The sequence below is a fragment of the Labilibaculum sp. K2S genome (assembly GCF_030372765.1).
In the GTDB taxonomy this organism is placed as follows: Bacteria; Bacteroidota; Bacteroidia; order Bacteroidales; family Marinifilaceae; genus Labilibaculum.
The window spans coordinates 37,968-62,420 of sequence record NZ_JAUCMW010000013.1 but is presented as its reverse complement, the minus strand read 5'-3'; the positions used below and the strand labels follow the sequence as shown (position 1 = coordinate 62,420).

Here is a 24,453-nt window from a genome sequence, read left to right as displayed (position 1 = left end):
GAACTTGTTACTTTATACTTGTTACTTCTTATGCAATAATTCAATAAACGGATTGAAGTAGTTGCTTCCTTTTTCCACAACTCCAGCTAAACCTTTACCGCCGTTTTTCGGGCGTTTGATGTCAGCAAAAATTCCTTTTTCAAGTGCTGTAAACAATCCTTCTTTTTCGATTTTCACAACCAATTCAGTTGCATCATCAAGAACTTTTGCTGCTCGCTGACGAATGATTCCGCCTTCTTTAAATTCCATCTCGTCGCCAATACTCTTCATGTTGTTGAAGATGTATTTAGCATTTTCAATAGAAAGATATCTGTCGGACATGAATGGTGTGTGAATTGCTTCTGTAAGCATTCCCAACAACTGAATTCCCTGTCCGGTCCAAATTGAAATTTGATTGAACAATGCATCCTGAACATGGCCTTTAAATACATTACCGGTCATAAATTTTGTTGGAGGCATATATTTCAAAGGTGCTTTCGGAAAAATCTCTCTGATCATTTGCGCCTGCGCCAACTCATAAAGGAATCCATTTTCCAAATCAGGAGTCATTTCAAACGCATGCCCCAATCCCATTTGCTCTTCAGGAATACCTGCAACCAATGCCAACTGCTCATTAATAAAATCGGAGGCCAGAACTGTGTGAGCCTCATCGAATGCATCAGCAGTTGTTAGGTAGTTATCTTCTCCGGTATTGATAATAACACCGGCAAAACCGTTCAATAATCTAGAGAAGTACTGATCAACAATTGTACGCTGCATGTTGATATCGCGGAAAAGTATGCCGTACAATGCGTCATTCAACATCACGTCCAAACCTTCGATTGCACCCATTGCAGCAATTTCGGGCATACACAAACCAGAACAGTAATTACACAAACGAATGTAACGACCTTCCTCTTCGCCCACCTTATCCAATGCAGTACGCATAATTCGGAAATTCTCCTGTGTTGCAACGGTTCCACCAAATCCTTCGGTGGTTGCTCCGTAAGGAACATAGTCAAGCAAGCTTTGTCCGGTAGTTCTGATTACTGCAATAATATCAGCACCTTGACGAGCGGCAGCCTCTGCCTGAACAACATCTTCGAAAATATTTCCGGTAGCCACAATCACGTACAAATACGGTTTGTTTCCTTCACCAATTGTATTCAGGTAGTTATCTCTTTTCGCTTTGCGATCTCTGATTACCTGAATGCTTTTCATCACAAAAGGTTGAATTGCTTTATGAATTTCTTCGGTTGAGTGAACCGGAATCTTAGTTAGATCCAATTGACCAACAGCAATTTTTTCAGCAATTTCTTGTGGGTTTAATCCTGTTTCGATAACAGCATTTCCCAAAAAGAACATTACACCTTCGCTCAACACCCCTTTTTCCTGCAATTCATCAACAAGAACATTTGGTAACGGCACCTCATTTTTATCAACTCCGTCGATTCCCAAAAGACGACACAAAGTACGCTCAACTGCAACAGTTGAGTAGTTGTCTACGAATTTTTGAACATCGTCTGCAATTCGTTTCGACACCTCTTTGGCGTATCCAACTTTTTCAAAGTCAAGACCTAGTTTACTCCTCTCCATTTCTTCCTAATTATGATTTAAGAATTATGAATTATAAATCAAGAAACTGTATTACACAATTCATCATTTATAACTAATAACTCATAATTTGTTCTTACACGCTAATTGGTTCTGCGCCCGTTCAATTATCTCTTTATCGATTCCCAATAAAGAAGCAATCCGAAGCGCTTCGTGAGGAACTTCCCCTTCCAGATCCTCTACCAATGAATAATCCATATAACTGTTAATATTTTTGTGGGTGATTACATTTGCCCCCAAATCCTTGTCCAGACCTTTCACCCGAAGTTTTCTGAATTTGGATTTTAAACCACTGTAATGTGTAGTGATTACGCTTTTTATTTTTCCATGATAAAAAATAGCTGCTACAGCATTCACAATAGCCAGTCCTTCTACCGGATTTGTTGTCCGAGCCAATTCATCAATCAAAACCAAAACATTGTTATGGCTTTTAGAATCTTTTACCATACGGCTCACATTCAACATTTCCGATGCGAAAGAAGACAAGCCGTTCAATTCTGATTGCTCATCGCCTACTGATATCATAACTTGATCAACAATGCTGATTTGTGCCGATGTTGCCGGAACAAAAAAACCAAATTGAAACAAATACTGACAAAGAGCGAGTGTTTTTAATACCACCGTTTTCCCAGCCATATTTGCTCCTGTAATCAAACAAACCGATTTTTCAAGCTCAATATCAATGGCTTGATATTCTTTATTTTGGTTTGCCAATTCATTTTTAATCATTGGGTTGAACAAGCCCCGGTATATTGTATTTTCTTTAGATACTTCTCCCTTACTCAGGTGTAAACTTTTAGCTTGAACAGCTTTCGCGATCAACAAATCCAAGTGCGCGAGTTGCTGCAATGCATTTGCTAAACCAGCTCCGTGTAAAGAGATTTTAGAACATAGATCCTCACGAACCTTTGCCTCAATTACTTGTGCTTTATTGAATAAAACTTCAATATCCAATTCAGAATCTTCATTTTTACTCTTCGCTAATTTTAACTCTTTACGAGCTTCCGCTAAATCTATTGAGTAATTATCGTAGATGTAAAAAGATGGAATTTTTGTATTCTGAGGATCCAACAAACGAATTAATTGACTCAAATCCTGAATTTCAAGAAAACTCTGCTTTCCTTCTTTTTGAAGCTCAACTATTTCCTGAGCGACCAATGCAAATACCTTAATTTCGAACAACTCAACATCATCGAGCACCAAATTTCCAAGTAAATTATTCACGCTTCCGCGGATATCGCGCAACTGAGCTAATTTGTTCTGAATTTGAGAAATCAAATCTGAATTCAATTCCAAAGCTTTCACTACCCGATCCACCAAATTCAATTCTGCAGTAATTTCCTTTTCGCAGCACATCATTTTCGAATCCAGCAGGTAGCGTCTTCCCATTGGAGATCTTACACCCAGATTCTCCACCAGAAATTGCAATCCGCTTGTATGTGATACTATTTCCCGAAACATTTCTACATTTTTTTTATATCGTAAACCGGTACATTTACCTTATCCTGCAATGCACTTTTCAAGTCATCCGAATTCAATCGGTACCCATCCGGCGAAACCGGATTGATTGTTATCGCTATCAAATTGGTTTTATTCAAAACCTGTACACTTCCACCTCGCTTAACAAAAGCATAATAGGTTTCAGGCTTGGCAAAAACTCTTGTGAAATCCCTTACAATCAATTTGATTTCAGAAATCTGTTTCTGATTTTTCAAAAAATCTAAAAACTGATCAGTTACAGCACCACTCACAAAAAAGCAATTGCCATGCTGAAAAAGCTTGTCTTTTTCTTTCTTGATCAACAAAACAGAACTTATTCCTGTATCCCTTGCATTTCCTTCCGAATCAATTGCCCAAATGCCATTATCAACTTCAGCAAATTGAGTTTTCAAATTCAGTTCAATTTCCGGCAACTGAATCAAGTCATACACATATTTGGTTTTGTAAACCAATTGCGTAATATTTGCCGAAAGTGCTGCTCCTGTTGCCAAAATCATGGCCTCGGTTACAGCTGGCGAACCTATACTTTTTCGGGATAAAGCACCATCAACAATGCACAGCTCTACTCCTTTATTTTTTAAATCAGCAATTAACTCCTTAATGGAATGATTGCTGACAGGTCCCGACAAAAGAACCTTACCCTTACTCAACGCTTTTGCGCTTACCAACCGACCTAAACTGGTTGATTGACGGGAAACATCTATCACTTCAGATATCAGCTTTCGCTGTTTGTAATGCAATTCCGAAGTCACAAAAATCATCCCTTCGCTAAGCTCTATTTCGGGCTTGTTGGTTTGAGTAACCTGATCACGGTTTTCACCATCAATACCAATCGAGGTAAGTGCAATTTGTTTACGGCTATCCCTAAGTCGGGACAGCACGTAGTTCAAACACTCGGTTTTCCCGGTATTTTTTGCAAGTCCTACAATCGAAAGACTTTTATAATTTTCTATGTCGTTAAGAAACGGCATCTTTCTTTTTATTTCTGTCTTTTCTAGCCAAATAATCTGGTTCTATAGATAATTTATCTCCATTTAAAAGAGATGCAACTCCTTCATGTTTCTCATTCGCAGTACAATCAGGACAAGTGCATTTATTATCGTAATGAGCAGGTTCGGTATAGGTTGTAATCACCCCTTCAAAATTTCTCATTACCACTTTTCCAGGACTCTGAGAAATTACATACTGAGGCATCACCGGAGTTTTTCCTCCTCCTCCCGGAGCATCAACTACAAAAGTTGGCACTGCAAAACCAGAAGTATGGCCACGAAGATTCTCAATGATCTCAATTCCTTTTGATACCGGAGTTCTGAAATGCTCCAATCCCATAGAAAGATCGCACTGATAAATGTAGTACGGACGAACTCGGTTCATTACTAAGTTGTGCATTAACTTTTTCATGATATGAACACAATCATTCACCCCTCTTAAAAGAACCGATTGATTTCCTAAAGGAATACCTGCATCTGCCATACGAGCCAATGCATTTTTAGAATCTTCAGTCATCTCATTAGAGTGATTGAAATGAGTATTCACCCAAATTGGATGATATTTCTTCAACATATTCACCAAATTATCGGTGATGCGCTGTGGTAAAACAACAGGAGTACGAGTTCCAATACGAATAATCTCAACATGAGGAATAGCTCGCAAACGGCTAATAATATACTCCAATTTATCATCACTGATCAATAAAGCATCGCCACCGGAAAGTACTACATCTCTCACCTGCGGCGTATTTGCGATGTACTCAATTGCCTTCTCAATATTATCCTGAGGAGTTGAAGTATCGGACTGACCTGCAAAACGACGGCGGGTACAATGACGGCAATACATCGAACACATATCAGTAATCAGAAACAAAACACGATCCGGATAACGGTGAGTTAAACCTGGAACAGGAGAATCCTCATCCTCGTGCAATGGATCCAAAAGATCTGCATTAGAATAATGAACTTCTGCAGCTGTTGGAATTGCCTGCTTACGAATCGGGCAGTTTGGGTTTTCCTGATCAATCAGAGTCATGTAGTATGGAGTAATAGCCATACGCAATGATGCCAATGATCTGCGAACTCCTTCTTCTTCCTCTTCAGTTAAGCTAATGTATTTCTTTAACTGATCCAGTGTTTCAATACGGTTACGTACCTGCCATTTCCAGTCATTCCACTGAATATCGGTTACCTCAGGAAACATTTCTCTACGTCTGTCGTTGTTAGTCATTACACGTATAATTTTTCGAACAATTCTCTAATTCCTTTTGATCTTCTAATGATATCAAGTGTTAGGTCGGCGTGCCCAATTGCATAACCATTCCCTACAATCATATCAACGTCTTTACCAACTCCCTCTGCTCCAAGAGCCGCTTTACTAAATGAAGTAGCCATTGAGAAGAAGTAAACACAACCTCTGTCTTTGGTAATTAAAATAGATGACATTTCGGTAGAAGCAACATTTACATTATTAATAACTACATCACAACCTTCTTCACCTGTAATTTCGGTTACTCTTTTGTAAACATCCATTACATCTGTCGCATCACCAACAAGAACATCTGTAGCTAAACCAAGATCTTTAATCCGTTGTGCGTTTTCTTTCGAATACTCCACAACAATTACTTTTCCCTTTGGTCCAATTTTCTGCATTGCCTGATAGCAGCAAAGCACACCCGATTTTCCACCACCACCGATGATACAAACCGTGTCGCCTTCTTTCACCAAACGATCTACCTGAGCAGGAGCACCGGCAACATCTAAAGCCGCCAAAGCTAATTTCTCAGGCAAGTCAGTTGGAAGAACTGCATATAAACCACTCGCAAAAAGAATAGCCTGCGCATCTACATCAACCTGATCGTTAGAAAGATTAATATTTGTAATCTTTTCGATATTAAGAGGAGTTAATGATAATGAAACCAATGTGGCTATCTTATCACCAACTTTTAAATCCTGATTTGGAAAGTTAGGACCAACAGCCTTAACTGTTCCAATCAACATTCCACCAGAACCCGTTACCGGATTTTGCATTTTACCACGCTCAGCAACAATAGCAAGAATCATTTCTTCCATTTTTGCTTTATCCGCCTCACAAGCACCCTTAATCTGAGTAAAACTTGCCGAATCAATATTCAATGTTTGAACATCAATTAAAACCTCATTGTCGTAAATCGACATGTTGTTATCCAACTTATGAGCTGGTTGTGGAAGAGTACCCTTTGGTTCAAGTACCCTGTGTGTTCCGTATTTATTTCCTTTGTTCATTTCCTTTATCAGATATGAGATGTTAGATTTAAGATCTCTTTTCTTATTTATCTAATCTTACTTTTGTTTTAATCCTAAAATTTCCCGAGCCTCGGCTGGTGTTGCAATTTCGCGACCTAATTCCTTCGCCAAACGAACTACTTTCTCAACCAACTGACCATTCGATTCTGCAACAACACCTCTCGAAATCATTGTATTGTCCTCGAATCCAACACGCACATGACCACCATCAACAATAGCAGCCGTTGCCAATGGAAATTCAAAACGACCAATACCAGCAACGGTATAAGTTGCATCAGCAGGAATACTTTCTCTTAAGAAAACAAAATCGCGCAGTGTACCTGAGATACCACCGTTCACTCCCATTACAAAATCGAAGTGCATCGGCGATTTTATAAATCCTTTCTTATGAAGACGAAGAGCCATATCAATCATCGATTTATCAAACACTTCCAATTCAGGTTTAATCCCTCTCTCGATCATTCTCTCACCGAAATATTTAATGGTATTTTCAGTATTCTCGAAGATCTCATCGCCGCCAAAATTTAAAGTTCCGCAATCTAAAGTTGCCATTTCAGGATTCAATTCTGTTGGCTGTAATCTTTCATCGTTGGTCATACCCACTGCGCCACCTGTTGATGGCTGAATGATTACATCAGGATATTTAGCGTGAATCGCGTCCATCACCATTTTGAAACGATTCTTATCTTGAGTAGGAGTTCCATCATCGGTTCTTACATGAAGATGAATAATACTAGCTCCTGCCTCGTAAGCCAAACCTGCTTCACGCACACATTCTTCGATAGTATAAGGCACATTTGGATTGTGCTCCTTTGTAACCTCTGCGCCACAAATGGCTGCTGTAATGATCAGTTTTTCCATGGCTTAGTTTTTATTTACGTTGAGATTTTTTTGGAGTAACACAAGTTCCAACAGCTCTGCAAACAACTACCGGTTCTTCCAAAAAATCAGCTGCAGATTCAGAAATATCTGTTCTTGGTACAATCACTTTTCGGGCCTCGAAAGTCATTTTACGGCTTGAGTTGCCTTCTTTAATAATTTCGCCAACAGCTTCGATGTAATCACCTGCATAAACAGGAGCCAAAAATTCAACATTTTCGTATCCAGCAAACAATCCTTCATCACCATCACGACGAATTAATAATTCTGTTGCTACATCACCAAATAACTGGAGCATTTTTGCTCCATCAACTAAATTTCCACCATAATGAGCATCATGAGAACTCATGCGCATTCTTATCATTGCCTTTTCCATTTGTCTATATTAGTTAGTTGTTTACAATAAAATCCACAAAAATAGATGGAGTTTTCACCTCTTCCGGTTTCAGTGTTCCAGCCTCTACCATCTGCTTAGCTTCTACAATTACCAAATCGGCTGCAGTAGCCATCAATGGATTAAAATTCTGAGTAGTTCCTCTATAAGTAAGATTGCCCAGAGTGTCAGAAATGCTTGCTCCAATCAAAGCAACATCTGCCCGCAAAGGTTTCTCCAATAAAAACTCTTTTCCATCAACGGTTATAATCTCCTTACCATCGGCCACCATAGTTCCCAAACCTGTTGGAGTAAGAACCCCACCTAAACCTGCTCCGCCAGAACGAACACGCTCGGCTAATGTGCCCTGAGGACTAAACTCTACCGTAATTTCACCATTATTCATCTGCTCAATCGTGGCAGGATTTGTTCCAATATGAGAAGTAATCACCTTAACAACCTGTTTGTTAGCAATCAATTTTCCCAGACCTTTATCTGCGAAAGCCGTATCATTACAAATAATTGTTAAATTTTTAACGTCAGAAGAAACAATCTGATCGATCATATTATTCGCAGTTCCAACCGAAAGAAATCCTCCGATCATGATGGTCATTCCATCCTGCAGTTTAGCAACTGCCTCTTTTATTGAGATTATCTTGTTCATCGAAAAATAGTTTTTACCGTGTTACTAATAAACTTCTTAAATCAACAAAACAGAAGTTTTTAGTCTATTTACGAAACAAAGATAATTTTTTAAAGCATTAATGAAAACGTTTGCACAACTCCGTATCAAGACCCATTCTAAATGGCACAAATATGAAACTATTCAGTCTTTTTATTCATTCTAAACAAGCTTGAAGAAAGGCCCCAAAAGGCATTTTTTGACCATTCTAATGTTATTATTTTAACATTAGTGTTAATTTTAATCGAACTCTTCGCAAACCATCACACCAAAAATATGCCATACAACATGCACATTTTCAATTATCAATACATATGTTTTACAACACCATTTAATGTTTTAGCCGTTTTTTAGAGAAATTCTTCAAATTTTAATGCCTACAACTCTACAATCAATTAAATATAAGAGTAAAATCTACCAATTTAAAGTAACAGCTATTAAAACTATTTTGGGGAAGATCTGAATTTTGCCACAAACTCATTTGTTTGTTTTTTAACAAACACACAAAAAACCATACCTTACGCGGTTTCTATCTGCATTTTAAGAATACAAAACGTTATGAAATTACAATTTCAGGAAAACTATGTCTGCTTAAATATTCGCACTTGTCTGGAACCCAAAACCAACAATGCCACCAATTTCACAACTTCCATAAGCACGTATATGTGATGAATTGAATTTTTCTCAGGCACCATTCCCATAATAATTAACTGTGCATGCTGATTTAATTCAGGAAGTAAATACCCAGACTGAGCAACTACAAAAGTGAAAATCGTTAAACCCGTAAGCACAACAACTTTATCGGTATAATAGATAAATACATAAACCAAAAGTGCAACGGAGAAGATGCGCTCAATCATATTTAAAGCACCGAATACATGAACTCCCACATCCAAGCCTGTTGGAAGGTCGAGCGAAACAGCCCGAAACTTAACCCAAGCTTCCATAAAACTAATCGCCAATAAAAATCCTACCCAAACGAAGGAAAGCACAAATCCGTATTTTGCTATTTTAGTCATATCTCTTTTTCTTATTTTGAAAGATTAAAAATAAGAAAAGGATTCTAAATTCTTTCCTTTTTAGCAGAACAATTACAAATACCTGAAATCAATTGATCTGAAAATAACACGAAGTAAGAATGGAAAAAGTCCTTTTACACCAGACAATAAATCTTCTGGTAATAAAAGGACAATACTTTTCTATTCTTTATTTCTTAGATGCCTAACCTCTTCTTCCCAAATAAATCATTACATAGTAAAGTAATGCAGCCAAGGAAGACAGAGCCGCAATAAAATAAGTATACGCCGCCCATTTCAATGCATCAAAAGCGCTTTTCTGAGTTTCATAAGTAGTAATACCTGATGTTTTCAACCAAACCAATGCTCTCCGACTAGCATCCACCTCAACAGGTAGGGTAACAATGCTAAAAAGAGTAGTACCTGCAAACAATACAATCCCTGCCAAAAGCAACTGAGGGAAAGTATTCACCATAACAATTCCTGCCAAAAGCACCCACTGCACCCACTTAGAACTAAAACTAACAACAGGGACTAAAGCAGATCTCATTTGCAGCCATGCATATGCTTCGGCATGTTGAATTGCATGACCGGTTTCATGCGCGGCTACGGCTGCTGCACCGATACTTCTACCATAATAAACATCCTTACTAAGATTAATGGTTTTATCTTCCGGATTATAATGATCCGACAACTGTCCGTCAACAGAACCAATCTTTACCCCTCTCACACCATGATCCCTTAACATCTGCTCAACCACCTCGCGTCCTGTCATGCCATTCGCAGTAGGTATTTGAGAATACCTTTTAAATCTTGTTTTCAATTGACTACTCACCAGCCAGCTTAACAAGGTAAAAGCAATAAATATGATCCAAATTCCACCCATTATAATTCCTCCAATTAATTTAACAGACCTTTAAGATGTGAAAACTCAAATTCTCTGCCAAGATTGATTCAAATAGCTTTCCTGTCGAATTGACAGTTATTGCAATACTCTAATTAATAGCCATCCTCCCCAAACCCAGCGAGATAGTACACCTATGTACAAATGCAAATATTTGAATTTCAAGGGAGTTAAACATCAATAAAAACAAAAAGCAGGCACCATTTCCTAAACATTCCATATAATTTGCTTATTTTTGCCTTTCCTTAAAACAAAAAGAACCAAGCAATGTTCACTGACTCAGATTTTGATGCTATTCGACCATATAACGATTCCGAGGTTGTAGAAACCATAGGACGTTTAATAAAAGAAGAAGCTTTTATTCGATTCTCGCAACAGTTATTTCCAGGATTCTCGAAAGAGATGATTGTGAAAGCATTGGGAGAAGTAAAAACAATAAAGGAATTTCAGAGCAACTTCATTGTACGACTGGCACAACACATTATTGACCACACCACCAAAGGCATAACCATTGATGGACTGGAAAATCTTGATCCAAAAGAAAGTTATTTATTTATTTCGGATCATAGAGATATCATTTTGGATTCTGCCTTACTTAACGTGATGCTTTACAACAATGGTTTTGAAACAACTGAAATAGCTATCGGCAGTAATCTTCTAATTCAACCGTGGATAGCCGATTTAGTTAAACTAAACAAAAGCTTTGTTGTACAAAGAAACGTAACTGTTCGTCAGATGCTTACCAGCTCAAAGCAATTATCATCTTACATACAGTATGCATTAAACACTAAAAAATCATCTGTTTGGATAGCACAACGAGAAGGGCGAACCAAAGATGGTGATGACAGAACTCAACAAAGTTTGCTGAAAATGCTGCAAATGAGTGGAGATGTTGCTTTCTCGGAGCACTTTAAAAGCTTACGAATTGTTCCTGTTGCTATTTCATATGAATACGAGCCATGCGATGCAATGAAAACCATAGAAGTATACAAAAAAGAAACCGACGAAGGTTTTAAGAAAACTCCTAAGGACGATTTACGAAGCATGATCAAAGGAATGGTTAATGAAAAAGGCCGTGTTAATTTTGTAATCGGAAAACCAATCTCTATAATGCTTGACGTTATTGAAGAAATGGATGACAGCAGAGATAAATTTAAAGCTCTTGCTGATTTGATTGACTACAGAATACACAAGAACTACAAACTTTGGCCTGACAATTACATTGCCCACGATATCGTAAACAAAACGGATGAGTTCGCGGATAAATATACACCTGAAGAAAAGGATCTTTTCTTAAAACACATGGAAAAGAAAATTAATCCGGATGAAGGAAATATTGAAAGATTAAATCAGATATTCCTGGAAATCTATGCGAATCCTGTAAAAAACAGATTGGAATTAAAAAAACCGGATTTTGTCCCGGAAAAATAAAATACTTTGGCTTTCTTAGGAAGGCCATTTTTTTTTGAACTGATTTTTTAATAATTTCATTCTATAAATAAAGTTCATCTGGAACAATTACTCCACAACTTACCTATAAAAGATTGGCTAAAATCAAAAACACATGAAACTAATTAAACTCCTACTAATCATGTCCACCTTTTTAATAATGGTGGCGGCAATATTAAACCTCCTGAACTCTTCGGCAGAAACCCCTGACAGGAGCGGAATCTATATTGAACTGATAGTCATGTTCATCCTTACAATATCGATGGTATTATTGAACAATCAGGAAAAAAAGATTAAAGAGTTGGAAAAGAAACAGAATGAGGAGCTATAACAGCTCCTTTTTTTATGCCTTCAGTTTGGCAATAAAAAATGAATAAGATTTCGTTAATAAAACTGTAAAAAATGTTAAGACTTCTTAATGTATTCTTCAATCCTCAAAGAAAATTGTAGCTTAGTGCAACGAGTTCTGTTAAAAACTATAAACTTGAATAATCATGCTTGAACAAACAAAAATCGTACTCGCTAATGTTAGTTTTGATTTTGCTCTTTTTCGTAAAGAGTTGACAAAAGCCATTCAGTGGCTAACTCCAACCGATTTTGAGAAACTTAAAAATTGGTGTCTGGAAAATTATTCGGGTCGCTATCATGAGATACTTTCTGATGTTACCAACCCTCAGCTTTCATTATAAAAAGTAAATTACTTTATAAATTTTGAGGATCTTTAATTGAAGATCCTCTTTTTTTTACCATCTCAAATTTGAATATCCATCCTTTAAAAAAAATGAAGTATCTTCGCAAAAGAAAAAAAACAGAAGATGATAAAATTTGTACGTCATATTAAAGTAGGAGATCAGGAATTCGAAACCTGGTTCGGAATGGAAATCAAAAAGAAAGGGAACAGACCCAATATCGATATTTTTTATTATACCGATGATCCAAGTGAAGAATTAAGCATGCATCAATTAATCAAATCAAATTTCCAGAGCAAAAAAGACGCTTTACAATTTGGGATTAAATTCATGCGGAGTATGTATCAGGATATGATACAACGCGAAAAAGAAGTCGCTAAAAAAGAAAAGAAAGCAGAACAATTTGATTCTACTGAAAAGGTTTCAGAGTAAATATCTCATAAAAAAAACGCCGGTCAAATAACCGGCGTTTTTTATATCATGTAACTATTACATGATTAGTTTATATCCTCTGCCATGAACATTGATGATCTCAATGCCCGGCTCAGGCTTTAAATGCTTTCTTAGCTTAGTAATATACACATCCATACTTCTGGCATTAAAATAATTATCGTCGGACCAAATCGTTCTAAGAGCTAAATTTCGCTCCAAAACTTTATTCACATTATTACAAAGAAGCTTTAACAATTCTGATTCTTTCGTTGTCAGCTTAATTGTCGATTCGCCATCCTGAAGAAATTGCTTCTTTGAATCGAATAAAAAGCGCCCTAATTTAAACTCCTCCTGGGTATTTTCACTTTTCACCCCTGAAGTTCTTCTTAAAACAGCTTCGATACGAACCAATAGCTCTTCCATACTAAAAGGCTTTGTCATATAATCATCAGCTCCCAACTTGAAACCCTCCAGAACATCTTCTTTCATCGACTTCGCAGTTAGGAAAATGATTGGAATCTCACTATTGATCAAACGAATATCCTTGGCCAAAGTAAAACCATCCCTATGTGGCATCATGATATCAAAAATACACAGATCATATGGATTTTTTAAAAATTCATCGTATGCCTTATCTCCATCTTCACGAAGTGTGGTGTTGTAGCCTTTTGCAACCAAATACTCTTTTAACAGAAGTCCTAGATTAGCATCATCTTCTGCTAATAAAATTTTAACTTGTTCCATATGTATCTATTTTTTTAAGGGAAGATATATTTCAAATTTGGATCCTTTATCAAGTATACTGTCAACACTAACCTGTCCATTGTGGGCATCTACAATTTTTTTAACGTAAGACAATCCCAAACCAAATCCTTTAACATCATGAACATTTCCAGTATGTACTCTAAAAAAGCGTTCAAATACCATTTTTTGATCTTCTTTTGTTATTCCGATACCATTATCGGTAATTGTTATAACGATACCCTTATTTTTATTCCTTGTACTAATACTTATTTCGGGAGCATCTTTACTATATTTAATGGCATTATCCAATAAATTTGCAATCACATTACTCAAATGAACTTCATCAGCCATTACCAAATCATGCTCTGCATCAATATTCTGATACATGTTCCCCTTTCTATCCTCAACTCTTATTGTAAAGTTAGGCAATAAATTTTGAATTATTTTATGAACACTAATTGTCTTCAATTTCAATTTCATTCTAACCTCATTAAAAACAGCCATTTGCAGAACCTTTTCAACCTGATAGGTTAACCTCCGGCTTTCGTCATTAATAATCTTAGCAATATGATCTCTTGTTGATGCTGTTGTGGTAACAGTATTATCCTTCAGCATTTGAGAAGCTAACGAAATAGTTGCAATAGGAGTCTTAAACTCATGAGTCATATTATTAATGAAGTCATTCTTTATATTTGATAACCTTTTCTGACGAAAGATAATGAAAATAGTGAATGCACTGGAAAGAATTAAAACCAGAGTCAATATGAAAGATGGGAGTAACAAAGAATATGATTTGAACATATACCTCTGTTGTCCTGGGAAATAAATATATAAAAAATTTAAATTGGAGAAAAAATCATTGGGAAACAATTGCTTGCTGTATTTTTCAAAAGAAGGATTTCGAAAATAATTCTTTGATCTTTTTTCGAATTTATTGTTTGATTTTACCGCATACTCAAAATTCAGTTTGATTCCATTTTCACGAAGTTTTTCCTGAATAAGCTGTGGTAATTTTTCCATTTTTATCCTTTCACTCAAAGGTAGCCGAGAATTGGCTAATTGACCCGCAATCAAAGCGTACCGGGAGTTTCCCGACTCTAAAGTTTTAGTGAACTGCGACTGCATTTTTGAAAGCCCGGATATTCCTTCCGGATTTAAATACCCCTCTCCAATATTGTATTCCGTATTTTCTGAATAAATACTCAATCTGGCCTTTTCATGAGTGAAGTCCATGGGTATAATAATATTAAACCCTGAACTTTTGGAACTGATAATTGCACCGTTATTAAAGCTGGAAACATCACCTTCCAAAATAATCTGTTCTTTTTCTGCTCTTTCCAATTCCGAGACAACCTGATCTAATGCCTTACTAACAGTAAGAGCTAGTTGTTCTTCTTTAATTTTAGAAGCTGACTGAAAAAAGTTAATCTGAACCAATATCAATCCAGATAAGGAAATACAGAGTACAATTGTTACAAGCCAAATATATTTTTGATTCATAAATACAAATATAAAAAAAACCAGCTGTAGCTATTCCAGCTTAACAATCTTTAACACAAGTTTAAATGGCCGCTATTACTAAAATTCCAGTTGCTAAATTCATTACCACTTTATAGATTTGGATTTAATCTATTTTAGACAAAAATGGCTGATTTTTGATAAATTTTCACAAAATCGACTTTGAAGTTAATAATTTGACACTATATTTGCCAACGGAGAGCGAATCTATTAGAAACAATCTCCTTGATTAAAAATTTTGGTTAATAGTTAGATGAAAGGGCGGTTGTGGTTACCGTCCTTTTTTTATGCCATTTTATGCACAAAATAAGACGCCAAAACACACATTCTACATAACGTAAACCACAAATTTCTTTTTGATAATCAATAACAGGATGTAATTGGAGAGATTTAGCAAGCCAATTCCATTTGACTTATTCGCGTAAGAGCCTCTTGAGCTGCTTTTTGTTGGGCTTCCTTTTTAGATGTTCCCTTTCCTGTACCCATTTTCACTTCTTCCACTTCAACTTCAGAAGTAAACAAAGGCAAGTTCAATGCATCATCAATACCACCTTCGTGTGTATCAAAATAAACATCTTTCTTGTTTTTTTGGGCCCACTCAATCAATTTGCTTTTAAAATTGGTTTCAACAGTAACCACTTCTTCCAAATTAATGTATGTTCTAAAAATTTTATCCTCGATAAATTTTCTTGTTTTGTCATATCCCTGATCGAGGTAAATAGCTCCAATAAAAGCTTCAAATGCATCTCCGTAAATATGCTTGTTGTTACTCAAGTTCACATTGGAGACGACCTGCTTGTCGAGCTCAATTTTAACTGCCAGCTTATTTAAGGATTGTCTGCTGACAATTTTAGATCTGATTTGAGTAAGGAAACCTTCGTCCTTATTAGGAAAGTACTTGTAAAGAATATCGGCGATTACAGCACCTAAAATAGCATCCCCAAGATATTCAAGACGCTCATTATTTAAACCGTAACCTTTTTTTTGGATGGTTGCAGATTTGTGTATGAAAGCGAGCTCATACAAATCCGGATTATTAGGTTTGACTCCCAGTGAATCAAAAAACAATCCATAAAACTCCCTTTCAGGATAGAAAAAAAGTTTTATGGATTGAAATATAGACTTTACCACAAATTATTCAATGAATGATTTGAAAATAACCGAAGCATTATGACCACCAAATCCAAATGTATTACTCAGGGCAGCACGAATTTCGCGCTTTTGAGCTTTATGAAGTGTAAGATTTAGTTTTTCATCAATGTTTGGATCCTGCTCACTAAAGTTAATTGTAGGAGGAACTGTTTGATTGTTTATTGCCAAAATACAGGCAATAGCTTCAACAGCTCCTGCTGCTCCCAGCAAGTGACCTGTCATTGATTTTGTAGCACTAATGTTCAATTTATAGGCATGATCGCCAAACACAGTCTTAACCGCTTTTGTTTCAGGAATATCACCTATTGGTGTTGAAGTTCCATGAACATTGATATAATCAATTTCTTCCGGTTTAAGACAAGCGTCTTCTAGCGCCATTTTCATAGCGTTAATAGCACCTCTTCCTTCCGGATGAGTTGCTGTTAGGTGATAAGCATCACCAGACATTCCACCACCAACAATTTCGGCATAAATTTTTGCTCCTCGTTTTTTGGCGTGCTCGTATTCTTCAAAAATCAAGCAACCACTTCCCTCACCCATAACAAAACCGTCACGGGTATTACAGAACGGACGAGATGCAGTTTTATACTCTTCGTTGTTTGTAGATAATGCCTGCATAGAATTAAATCCACCCAAACCTGCTTCATTGATAGATGCCTCAGAACCTCCTGTAATAAAGATATTAGCTTTACCCAAACGAATGTAATTCATTGCATCAATCATTGCATGTGAAGCCGAAGCGCATGCAGAAACAGTACCATAATTAGGTCCTTGGAATCCATATTTCATAGAAATATGACCGGCGGCAATATCAGAAATCATCTTAGGAATGAAGAAAGGAGAGAAACGAGGAGTTCCATCCCCGTTTGCATATCCTGTTACTTCATCTAAGAAAGTTTTAATTCCGCCAATACCAGAACCCCAGATTACTCCAGCCCTTGTTAAATCCTCCGATTCAAGGTCCAGATTTGAATCTTCAATAGCTTGTTTGGCCGCAACCAAAGCATACTGAGCATACAAATCTAATTTTCTAACTTCCTTGCGGTCGAAATGATCATTAGGCTCGAAATTTTTAACTTCGCAAGCAAACTGAGTTTTGAACTTTGAAGCATCAAAATGAGTAATCAATCCTGATCCACCCACTCCGTTCTCCAAATTATCCCAATATTCAGCAACAGAATTACCAATTGGGTTAATTGTTCCGAGCCCAGTCACTACTACTCTTCTAAATTCCATAAAAAAGGTTCTGGTTAATAATTACTTAGCGTTTTCTCCGATGTAAGAAATAGCGTCACCTACAGTACCAATGTTTTCTGCTTGATCGTCTGGAATAGCGATATTAAATTCTTTTTCGAATTCCATGATAAGCTCAACTGTATCCAATGAATCAGCTCCAAGATCGTTAGTGAAACTAGCCTCAAGTGTTACCTCAGTTTCGTCCACACCCAACTTATCAACTATGATAGCTTTTACTCTAGATGCAATATCAGACATAACTTTAAAATTTTAAGTGATTAAATATTTAAACTAATTAATTTTCAACTGTGCAAAGAAATAAATTTACTCTAAATAATTCAAATTTATTTCACAAAGTTGCGGTCAAAGGTAATTCTTTTTCCTTTTCTGCGAAATTATTTCACTGCGAAATGCCTTTTGCATATATTTGTGTGTTTTAGTTACATTTGAAAACACAACATGAAACGACTAGCTATATTTGCTTCTGGATCAGGGAGTAATGCCGAAAATATCGCAAGGTATTTTAGCGATAAACCCGAATTCGAGATTTCGGCAATTCTTTCCAACAACGCCAATGCCTTTGTACTTTCCAGAGCAAGAAGCCTAAATATTCCAACTTTAGTTTTTTCCCGATCAGAATTTACTGAAACGGATAAAATAATTGACTTTTTGGTTGAAAAAAAGGTCGATTTTGTTGTTTTAGCAGGATTTCTTTGGCTGCTTCCTCTTAATTTACTGCGTAAATATCCCAATTCTATTGTCAATATTCACCCTGCTCTTTTACCAAAATATGGTGGAAAAGGAATGTACGGCATGAAGGTTCATCAGGCAGTTGTCGAAAATAAAGAGACAAATAGTGGCATTACCATTCATATGGTAAATGAGAAATACGATGAAGGAAAAATCATATTTCAAGCCAAATGCAGTATTTCACCAAATGATTCTGCGGAAGATGTTGCTGAAAAAATTCATAAACTTGAACATGAATTCTTCCCAAAAATAATTGAGCAATTACTTTAAAGTCATTACTTCCTTCGGGCCTAATTCCTGCATCAACTTTTCCATTTCCTGTTTGTATCTAAGCTCATTTTCTTCTTTCACAGGCGATACAGGAGGTGATTTCATATTCAATGGATTTATTGGAGTTCCATTTTTATAAACTCTAAAATCTAAATGAGGACCGGTTGCGAGACCGGTTGCTCCAACATATCCGATGGTTTCACCCTGCTTAACTCTAGTCCCTGCATTCATTCTTTTAGCAAACCGGGAAAGATGCATATAAGTTGTTGAGTAAACACTATTGTGCTTAATGGTAAGATAGTTTCCGCCACCATTTGCCTGATATCCTCTTTTGGTAATAACACCATCACCAATTGTGTGAACAGGTGTACCAGTAGGCGCTGCATAATCAACGCCATGATGAGCCCGATACCTTTTCAAAACAGGATGATACCTGTTATTAGAAAACTTAGAGCTAATTCGCGAATATCGCAACGGAGCTTTTAAAAATGCTTTTTGCAGACTTTTCCCCTCCTCATCAAAGTAACCTTCTTTATCACCTTCAACAAAGGCAAAGGCATAATTATTCGAGTTATGATGTACAAAATTCGCAGCGATTACTTTTATTTGATGTATTGGTTTTTCATCAACAAATGATTCTTCGTAAATGATATTGAATTGATCACCTTTTCCTATGCCAAAAAAATCGATCGTCCATGCATAAATATCAGAAAGTTCAATAGATAATAAAGGATCAGAATTGGCTTCAACCATTGCATTCCACAATGACGACTCAATACTCCCTTTTATTTGCTTCCTTTGTTTAATGATTTCCTTTTCACCCCTAAACACATTTAGAGTATCGCGCAAATCGAAAACGATATATTCAACGGGGGTGTTTTCATAAATAAAGTACTCCGGTGTTTTCAAACTATCTTTAGTGAAAAGAACTGAATACTCATGTCCTGACTTAATCCTTCTAACATTAAAAACCTTCTTTGCTTTCTTTGCTATATTATCAATAGTACCAAAACTAATATCATATTGCCGTAATATGGTTGATAAGCTATGATTGCGTTTTACCTCATTAGTTTCGACAGTAAATTCTTCAATGGGAAATCCATATTTTAAATGCACCTGTGCTACCTCTGTGGAGTCAATTACCACTTCTTCCTGATCAATTTGCTCTACTAACTCTTCGTTTGAATACCATTTAAACACAATTAAACCAAATAGAACGGCACCTGCAATTAATAGAAACTTATAGTTCAAGAATTTTTTCATATTGGAAATCAATTTTTAAGAAGCCTAAAGGTATTACTATTATCATACCTCAACAATAGATTTCGCCATATTCACAACGTTTTAAGCTTTTTTAAGAAATTTCTATTTTATCTTATCGAACCCCTTCCCGTAAACACCCATTACACTCCCCAAAGAAATAAACGCATCCGGATCCACCATCTTAATCATATTTAAAATGGTTTGAGACTCTCTTTTCCTGGCCAACAGCATCAATACTTTAACATCTTCCCCACTAAACCCTCCTTTTGCACTAAGAACTGTTATTCCCTGATCAAGAGAATAAACAACCTCTTCTCTAATCTCATCAGGCTTTCTTGTAAAAATAAAGATCTGTACAGACTGTTTGCTTCCCTCAATAATCATATCAACACAATAGGCACTTACTCCCATGGTAACAAATCCATAAACAACCTGTTCGATGGAATGCTCTAATAAATACGAAGAAGAAATAATGACAACATCAATGGTAAGCAACAATTGTCCCGGACTGTAATTCCTATACTTATTAATCATCATGGCCAAAATATCAGTTCCCCCTGTACTCCCCCCACGTGACAATATCATTCCTGCACTGGCTCCGGCCAGTATTCCTCCAATAATTGCACACATGAACCGATCGGAAACAAAAGGTTCTGTTATTAAAGACTGAAACAGCCAAAGAAAAAAGGAAAGAACAGTAATTCCATAAATGGTTTTAACACCAAAACCAAAACCCAATACGCGCAACGCCACAAGTAGAAAAACAGAGTTAATCAGGAAAACACTATATCCAACTTTAAAACCTGTTACATAGTAAATCATGGTTGCAATACCACCAACACCAGAACCTACAATTTCTGCAGGAATAATGAATCCTGTCCACGCAAGTGAACCGACCAACAATCCTATTGTGATGATTAGGTATGATTGGAAATCAAATTTTGATATTCGTATCGAACTGCTTTTTCTCATAATAACTACCCTCTTATTTCCTCAAATCCTAAGCCATAAACCCCCATTACCGATCCCATTGATATAAAGGCATTTCCATCAATTTGTTTTACTAATTTAAATATTGATGGAGCTTCATGCTTTCGAACCACAACCATCAATATTTTTTTATTTTCCTTTGAGTACCATCCTGTTGCATCCATTACAGACACTCCCCTGTTCATAGTTCCTGTAATTTCATTGGCAATCTTCTCAAACTCTGTCGAAATAATAAAAAGCTGAGCAGATTGTTTTGATCCGGAAATCACCATATCAATAGCGTAAGCTGTAATAGACATTACTACGTAACCATACACAATAGTAGGTACATCTTTAAACACGATATAAGATGAAGCAATGATAAAAATATCGAGATACAATATAATACGCCCAGGGCTGATATTTTTGTATTTATTGATAATCATTGCGATAATATCAGTCCCTCCTGAACTACCACCTTGAGATATCGTGATCCCAACTCCAACTCCTGCCAATGCACCACCAATAATTGCAGCCATAAATTTCTCATTCACTAAAGGTTCAGGAATAAGTTTCGGCAAAACCGAAAGTAATACCGACCCCACAATAATTGCAAATACTGTTTTAACACCAAATTTACTACCCAATATTTTTAGAGCTATCAGTATTAAAAAGGCATTAATAATAAAATAAGAATAACCAACAGGAATTGCTTTTGCGCTCGCAAAATAAATTAACGCACCTATACCACTAACCCCTCCTCCGATTATACCGGATGGGATTAAAAAGGCAGCCCAACTAAAGCAATATATTGCCATTCCTATTGCAATAATTACCAAAGATTTTATTTCAGAATAATTTATTTTCATCTCGTATTAAAAAAAAAGCTTTAAGTTTTGTTGTCAAATAGTCAACAAAGCTTAAAGCCTGGAACTTATTTGAATAATTTATTTATACTACTATATTAATGATCTTATTAGGAACGATAATAATTTTCTTTGGCGTTTTTCCATCAATCCATTTTTGAGATTTTTCTAAAGAAAGAACCTCCTTTTCAATTTCATCTCTGCTGAGATTTACTGGTAATTCCAGTATAAATCTCATTTTACCATTAAATGAGACAGGATATTTATGATTATTTTCCTGAACAAAACTTTCGTTGAATTCCGGAAAATCAGCCCTCGTTATACTTGTTGCATTACCACATAAAGCCCATAATTCTTCAGCAATATGAGGTGCGAAAGGAGCAAGAATAACCAAAAGATTTTCAAGAACGGCTTTATTGTTACACCTTAAAGCATACAATTCATTCACACATATCATGAAAGCTGAAACTGAGGTATTGAATGAAAAACGCTCAATATCATCCTGTATTTTCTTAATGGTTTTGTGAAGAACCTTTAATTCGTCTTGTGCAGGCTCACTGCCTGTCAATTCAAATTCACCTGCTTCATTATGAAACAACCGCCACAATTTTTTCAGAAATTTATGAACTCCATCTATTCCGTTTGTATCCCATGGTTTATGCGCTTCCAACGGTCCCAAAAACATTTCATATAAACGTAAAGTATCAGCTCCGTATTCTTCAACAATTACATCAGGGTTTACCACATTAAACATGGACTTAGACATTTTTTCAACAGCCCAGCCACAATGGTATTTTCCATCTTCTAAAATGAATTCAGCATTCTTATATTCAGGCATCCAGTTTTTAAAGGCTTCCAAATCAAGAACATCATTTTTCACAATATTCACATCAACATGAATTGCCGTTGTATCGTATTCTTCTATTAATCCGAGAGAAACATATTTATTGGATTTCTTATCCCGATAAACAAAATTCGATCGTCCCTGAATCATTCCCTGATTAATCAATTTCCTGAAAGGTTCATCCTTGCATACTTCATTGATATCAAAAAGGAATTTATTCCAAAAACGAGAATAGATCAAATGACCGGTAGCATGCTCTGTTCCACCAATATACAAATCAACATCTTGCCAGTATTCATTTGCTTCGGCAGAAACCAATGAATCATTGTTACGAGGATCCATATATCGCAAATAGTAAGCAGATGACCCTGCAAAACCAGGCATTGTATTCAATTCGATGGGATATCCATCTTCAGTAATCCAATCTTTTGCTCGTCCTAAAGGTGGTTCTCCGCTCTCTGTTGGCAAGTATTTATCAATCTCAGGCAATTCTAAAGGCAACTTGTCCAAATCCATCATTTGAGGCATTCCGTCTTTAAAATAAACAGGAAAAGGTTCTCCCCAATATCTTTGACGTGAGAAAATTGCATCTCTCAATCTGTAATTAATTTTTTTCTTTCCTAAACCTCTGGCTTCAACTTCCTCATTTGCTTTCACAATCGCATCTTTTACATCCAATCCGTTCAAAAAATCAGAGTTCATTGATTGTCCTTCTTTGGCATCGTAAGATTCCTCAGAAATATCACCACCTGATACAACCTGAACAATTGGCAAATCGAAATGTTTTGCAAAAGCGTAATCGCGGCTATCGTGAGCGGGAACCGCCATAATTGCACCTGTTCCATATCCGGCAAGCACATAATCACTTATCCAAACAGGTATTTCCTCCCCTGTAAAGGGATGAATGACATAGGCACCTGTAAATGCACCACTTACCGTTTTAACATCGGCTAAACGCTCTCTTTCTGTTCTTTTGCTGGTTGCCTCGATATAAGCATCAATATTTGCCTGACAATCCGGAGTCGTTAATTCCTTCACCAAATCACTTTCCGGCGCTAACACCATAAAAGTAACACCGAAAATAGTGTCAGGACGAGTAGTGAAAATTTCCATTTTAAGGTCAGAACCTTTCACTCCAAAATTAACTTCAGCACCAACAGAACGCCCAATCCAGTTTTTTTGAATCTCTTTTAAAGAATCAGTCCATTCCAAATTATCCAGACCATCCAATAAACGTTTTGCATAGGCAGAAACACGCAATGACCATTGACGCATTTTCTTTTGGTCAACAGGGTGTCCTCCGCGAACCGAAGCACCATCTTTCACTTCATCATTCGCTAAAACGGTTCCTAATTTAGGACACCAGTTTACCATGGTATCGGCTAAATATGCCAATCGGTAGTTTAAAAGAACAGTTTGTTTTTCGATATCAGAAAAAGCTTTCCACTCATCGGCAGTAAACACTTCTGTTTCTGAACAGGCAGCATTCACTTTTCCATTTCCTGAAAGCTCAAATTGTGTAACTAAAGACTCAATTGATTCTGCTTTTTGTGAATCGATATCGAAATAGTGATTGAACATTTGAATAAATGCCCATTGAGTCCACTTATAATACTCAGGCTCGCAAGTACGAACTTCACGATCCCAATCGTATGAAAAGCCAATTTTATTTAATTGCTGACGATATCTGGTAATATTTGTTTCTGTTGTAATAGCAGGATGCTGTCCTGTTTGGATCGCATATTGCTCTGCAGGCAAACCATAGGCATCATATCCCATTGGATGAAGCACATTAAAACCCTTTAAAGTTTTATAGCGGGAATATATATCCGAAGCAATATATCCAAGTGGATGACCAACATGCAAACCAGCCCCTGAAGGATATGGAAACATATCGAGCACATAAAATTTGGGCTTTTCAGAATTCACTTCAACTTTGTAGGTTTTCTCTTCAGTCCAATACTTCTGCCACTTTTGTTCTATTTCTTTAAAGTTGTACTCCATGGTAATGTTGATAAAATATGGTTATTTATTGCGTTTCAAAGCGCA

At 36.5% G+C, this 24,453-nt stretch carries 24 protein-coding genes; 5 read left to right on the top strand and 19 right to left on the bottom strand.

All coding sequences use genetic code 11. The features are described 5' to 3' along the window. Nucleotides 1–21: 21 nt before the first annotated feature. From QUH73_RS14345 to QUH73_RS14300, 10 genes are all read right to left on the bottom strand, one after another. Entirely contained in the window at nucleotides 22–1,575 is a 1,554-nt protein-coding gene (locus QUH73_RS14345; protein WP_289531124.1) for a lysine 5,6-aminomutase subunit alpha, read from the bottom strand. 81 nt (nucleotides 1,576–1,656) lie between these two features. Then, the gene (locus tag QUH73_RS14340) at nucleotides 1,657–3,054 is read right to left on the bottom strand and encodes a MutS-related protein (protein WP_289531123.1); all 1,398 of its coding nucleotides are present in this window, start codon (nucleotides 3,052–3,054) and stop codon (nucleotides 1,657–1,659) included. Nucleotides 3,055–3,056: 2 nt separating this feature from the next. Beyond that, nucleotides 3,057–4,064, bottom strand: a complete 1,008-nt coding sequence (locus QUH73_RS14335) for a hypothetical protein (protein WP_289531122.1) — start codon at nucleotides 4,062–4,064, stop codon at nucleotides 3,057–3,059. After that, entirely contained in the window at nucleotides 4,051–5,313 is a 1,263-nt protein-coding gene (gene ablA / locus QUH73_RS14330) for a lysine 2,3-aminomutase (protein ID WP_289531121.1), read from the bottom strand. Before ablA ends, QUH73_RS14335 begins: the two co-directional genes overlap by 14 nt. Continuing rightward, nucleotides 5,313–6,347 (bottom strand): zinc-binding dehydrogenase, encoded by a 1,035-nt coding sequence (locus QUH73_RS14325; protein ID WP_289531120.1) that lies wholly within the window; start codon nucleotides 6,345–6,347, stop codon nucleotides 5,313–5,315. Before QUH73_RS14325 ends, ablA begins: the two co-directional genes overlap by 1 nt. 57 nt (nucleotides 6,348–6,404) lie before the next feature. Further along, a complete protein-coding gene (locus tag QUH73_RS14320) occupies nucleotides 6,405–7,229 on the bottom strand; it encodes a 3-keto-5-aminohexanoate cleavage protein (protein ID WP_289531119.1) in 825 nt (274 codons plus the stop codon). A gap of 10 nt (nucleotides 7,230–7,239) precedes the next feature. Next, nucleotides 7,240–7,623 carry a hotdog domain-containing protein gene (locus QUH73_RS14315; protein WP_101309429.1) on the bottom strand — a complete coding sequence of 128 codons (384 nt, stop codon included), beginning with the start codon at nucleotides 7,621–7,623 and terminating at the stop codon, nucleotides 7,240–7,242. Nucleotides 7,624–7,636: 13 nt separating this feature from the next. Further along, nucleotides 7,637–8,284 (bottom strand): CoA transferase subunit A, encoded by a 648-nt coding sequence (locus QUH73_RS14310; protein WP_289531118.1) that lies wholly within the window; start codon nucleotides 8,282–8,284, stop codon nucleotides 7,637–7,639. Between the two features lie 599 nt (nucleotides 8,285–8,883). After that, nucleotides 8,884–9,321 carry a hypothetical protein gene (locus QUH73_RS14305; RefSeq protein ID WP_289531117.1) on the bottom strand — a complete coding sequence of 146 codons (438 nt, stop codon included), beginning with the start codon at nucleotides 9,319–9,321 and terminating at the stop codon, nucleotides 8,884–8,886. 202 nt (nucleotides 9,322–9,523) lie between these two features. Next, nucleotides 9,524–10,204, bottom strand: a complete 681-nt coding sequence (locus tag QUH73_RS14300) for a zinc metallopeptidase (protein ID WP_289531116.1) — start codon at nucleotides 10,202–10,204, stop codon at nucleotides 9,524–9,526. 285 nt (nucleotides 10,205–10,489) lie between these two features. Between QUH73_RS14300 and QUH73_RS14295 the strand changes: the two genes are divergently transcribed. The 4 genes from QUH73_RS14295 to QUH73_RS14280 all read left to right on the top strand — a co-directional run bounded on the left by QUH73_RS14295 (nucleotide 10,490) and on the right by QUH73_RS14280 (nucleotide 12,792). Then, entirely contained in the window at nucleotides 10,490–11,653 is a 1,164-nt protein-coding gene (locus tag QUH73_RS14295; protein WP_289531115.1) for a 1-acyl-sn-glycerol-3-phosphate acyltransferase, read from the top strand. A 133-nt stretch (nucleotides 11,654–11,786) separates the two neighbouring features. Next, nucleotides 11,787–12,002, top strand: coding sequence for a hypothetical protein (locus QUH73_RS14290; RefSeq protein WP_124993950.1), 216 nt, complete (start codon nucleotides 11,787–11,789; stop codon nucleotides 12,000–12,002). 163 nt (nucleotides 12,003–12,165) lie between these two features. Beyond that, on the top strand, nucleotides 12,166–12,360 hold the full coding sequence (locus tag QUH73_RS14285) for a hypothetical protein (RefSeq protein ID WP_289531114.1): 195 nt from the start codon (nucleotides 12,166–12,168) through the stop codon (nucleotides 12,358–12,360). Nucleotides 12,361–12,486: 126 nt separating this feature from the next. Beyond that, nucleotides 12,487–12,792, top strand: coding sequence for a hypothetical protein (locus tag QUH73_RS14280; RefSeq protein ID WP_289531113.1), 306 nt, complete (start codon nucleotides 12,487–12,489; stop codon nucleotides 12,790–12,792). Between the two features lie 57 nt (nucleotides 12,793–12,849). Here the strand turns inward: QUH73_RS14280 and rprY are convergent, their stop codons facing one another. The 5 genes from rprY to QUH73_RS14255 form a co-directional block, all read right to left on the bottom strand. Further along, entirely contained in the window at nucleotides 12,850–13,536 is a 687-nt protein-coding gene (rprY, locus tag QUH73_RS14275) for a response regulator transcription factor RprY (protein ID WP_101309436.1), read from the bottom strand. 6 nt (nucleotides 13,537–13,542) lie between these two features. Continuing rightward, nucleotides 13,543–15,036 (bottom strand): sensor histidine kinase, encoded by a 1,494-nt coding sequence (locus tag QUH73_RS14270; RefSeq protein ID WP_289531112.1) that lies wholly within the window; start codon nucleotides 15,034–15,036, stop codon nucleotides 13,543–13,545. Between the two features lie 408 nt (nucleotides 15,037–15,444). Then, the gene (gene rnc, locus QUH73_RS14265; RefSeq protein WP_289531111.1) at nucleotides 15,445–16,185 is read right to left on the bottom strand and encodes a ribonuclease III; all 741 of its coding nucleotides are present in this window, start codon (nucleotides 16,183–16,185) and stop codon (nucleotides 15,445–15,447) included. Between the two features lie 3 nt (nucleotides 16,186–16,188). Further along, a complete protein-coding gene (gene fabF / locus QUH73_RS14260; protein WP_289531110.1) occupies nucleotides 16,189–17,442 on the bottom strand; it encodes a beta-ketoacyl-ACP synthase II in 1,254 nt (417 codons plus the stop codon). A 21-nt stretch (nucleotides 17,443–17,463) separates the two neighbouring features. Further along, nucleotides 17,464–17,700: an acyl carrier protein gene (locus tag QUH73_RS14255; protein WP_096429419.1), complete on the bottom strand. Its 237-nt coding sequence runs from the start codon at nucleotides 17,698–17,700 to the stop codon at nucleotides 17,464–17,466. A gap of 201 nt (nucleotides 17,701–17,901) precedes the next feature. Between QUH73_RS14255 and purN the strand changes: the two genes are divergently transcribed. Beyond that, nucleotides 17,902–18,462, top strand: coding sequence for a phosphoribosylglycinamide formyltransferase (purN, locus tag QUH73_RS14250; RefSeq protein ID WP_289531109.1), 561 nt, complete (start codon nucleotides 17,902–17,904; stop codon nucleotides 18,460–18,462). Here purN and QUH73_RS14245 read toward each other — a convergent pair. The 4 genes from QUH73_RS14245 to leuS all read right to left on the bottom strand — a co-directional run bounded on the left by QUH73_RS14245 (nucleotide 18,454) and on the right by leuS (nucleotide 24,408). Beyond that, the gene (locus tag QUH73_RS14245) at nucleotides 18,454–19,725 is read right to left on the bottom strand and encodes a M23 family metallopeptidase (protein ID WP_289531108.1); all 1,272 of its coding nucleotides are present in this window, start codon (nucleotides 19,723–19,725) and stop codon (nucleotides 18,454–18,456) included. The two genes, purN and QUH73_RS14245, sit on opposite strands and share 9 nt — an antisense overlap. A 102-nt stretch (nucleotides 19,726–19,827) precedes the next feature. Further along, nucleotides 19,828–20,697: a YitT family protein gene (locus tag QUH73_RS14240; protein WP_289531107.1), complete on the bottom strand. Its 870-nt coding sequence runs from the start codon at nucleotides 20,695–20,697 to the stop codon at nucleotides 19,828–19,830. 5 nt (nucleotides 20,698–20,702) lie between these two features. Further along, nucleotides 20,703–21,563: a YitT family protein gene (locus tag QUH73_RS14235; RefSeq protein WP_289531106.1), complete on the bottom strand. Its 861-nt coding sequence runs from the start codon at nucleotides 21,561–21,563 to the stop codon at nucleotides 20,703–20,705. A gap of 82 nt (nucleotides 21,564–21,645) precedes the next feature. Further along, nucleotides 21,646–24,408: a leucine--tRNA ligase gene (leuS, locus tag QUH73_RS14230; protein WP_289531105.1), complete on the bottom strand. Its 2,763-nt coding sequence runs from the start codon at nucleotides 24,406–24,408 to the stop codon at nucleotides 21,646–21,648. Between the last annotated feature and the right edge of the window lie 45 nt (nucleotides 24,409–24,453).

What these genes read in the sequence shown, in the direction of transcription:
- ablA (WP_289531121.1), bottom strand. Translation starts at nt 5,313, where the DNA reads ATGACTAACAACGACAGACGTAGAGAAATGTTTCCTGAGGTAACCGAT.
- QUH73_RS14295 (WP_289531115.1), top strand. Translation starts at nt 10,490, where the DNA reads ATGTTCACTGACTCAGATTTTGATGCTATTCGACCATATAACGATTCC.
- QUH73_RS14315 (WP_101309429.1), bottom strand. Translation starts at nt 7,623, where the DNA reads ATGGAAAAGGCAATGATAAGAATGCGCATGAGTTCTCATGATGCTCAT.
- QUH73_RS14280 (WP_289531113.1), top strand. Translation starts at nt 12,487, where the DNA reads ATGATAAAATTTGTACGTCATATTAAAGTAGGAGATCAGGAATTCGAA.
- QUH73_RS14270 (WP_289531112.1), bottom strand. Translation starts at nt 15,036, where the DNA reads ATGAATCAAAAATATATTTGGCTTGTAACAATTGTACTCTGTATTTCC.
- fabF (WP_289531110.1), bottom strand. Translation starts at nt 17,442, where the DNA reads ATGGAATTTAGAAGAGTAGTAGTGACTGGGCTCGGAACAATTAACCCA.
- QUH73_RS14290 (WP_124993950.1), top strand. Translation starts at nt 11,787, where the DNA reads ATGAAACTAATTAAACTCCTACTAATCATGTCCACCTTTTTAATAATG.
- QUH73_RS14235 (WP_289531106.1), bottom strand. Translation starts at nt 21,563, where the DNA reads ATGAAAATAAATTATTCTGAAATAAAATCTTTGGTAATTATTGCAATA.
- QUH73_RS14335 (WP_289531122.1), bottom strand. Translation starts at nt 4,064, where the DNA reads ATGCCGTTTCTTAACGACATAGAAAATTATAAAAGTCTTTCGATTGTA.
- QUH73_RS14255 (WP_096429419.1), bottom strand. Translation starts at nt 17,700, where the DNA reads ATGTCTGATATTGCATCTAGAGTAAAAGCTATCATAGTTGATAAGTTG.
- QUH73_RS14300 (WP_289531116.1), bottom strand. Translation starts at nt 10,204, where the DNA reads ATGGGTGGAATTTGGATCATATTTATTGCTTTTACCTTGTTAAGCTGG.
- QUH73_RS14340 (WP_289531123.1), bottom strand. Translation starts at nt 3,054, where the DNA reads ATGTTTCGGGAAATAGTATCACATACAAGCGGATTGCAATTTCTGGTG.
- QUH73_RS14345 (WP_289531124.1), bottom strand. Translation starts at nt 1,575, where the DNA reads ATGGAGAGGAGTAAACTAGGTCTTGACTTTGAAAAAGTTGGATACGCC.
- purN (WP_289531109.1), top strand. Translation starts at nt 17,902, where the DNA reads ATGAAACGACTAGCTATATTTGCTTCTGGATCAGGGAGTAATGCCGAA.
- QUH73_RS14320 (WP_289531119.1), bottom strand. Translation starts at nt 7,229, where the DNA reads ATGGAAAAACTGATCATTACAGCAGCCATTTGTGGCGCAGAGGTTACA.
- QUH73_RS14245 (WP_289531108.1), bottom strand. Translation starts at nt 19,725, where the DNA reads ATGAAAAAATTCTTGAACTATAAGTTTCTATTAATTGCAGGTGCCGTT.
- rprY (WP_101309436.1), bottom strand. Translation starts at nt 13,536, where the DNA reads ATGGAACAAGTTAAAATTTTATTAGCAGAAGATGATGCTAATCTAGGA.
- leuS (WP_289531105.1), bottom strand. Translation starts at nt 24,408, where the DNA reads ATGGAGTACAACTTTAAAGAAATAGAACAAAAGTGGCAGAAGTATTGG.
- QUH73_RS14240 (WP_289531107.1), bottom strand. Translation starts at nt 20,697, where the DNA reads ATGAGAAAAAGCAGTTCGATACGAATATCAAAATTTGATTTCCAATCA.
- QUH73_RS14325 (WP_289531120.1), bottom strand. Translation starts at nt 6,347, where the DNA reads ATGAACAAAGGAAATAAATACGGAACACACAGGGTACTTGAACCAAAG.
- QUH73_RS14305 (WP_289531117.1), bottom strand. Translation starts at nt 9,321, where the DNA reads ATGACTAAAATAGCAAAATACGGATTTGTGCTTTCCTTCGTTTGGGTA.
- QUH73_RS14310 (WP_289531118.1), bottom strand. Translation starts at nt 8,284, where the DNA reads ATGAACAAGATAATCTCAATAAAAGAGGCAGTTGCTAAACTGCAGGAT.
- QUH73_RS14285 (WP_289531114.1), top strand. Translation starts at nt 12,166, where the DNA reads ATGCTTGAACAAACAAAAATCGTACTCGCTAATGTTAGTTTTGATTTT.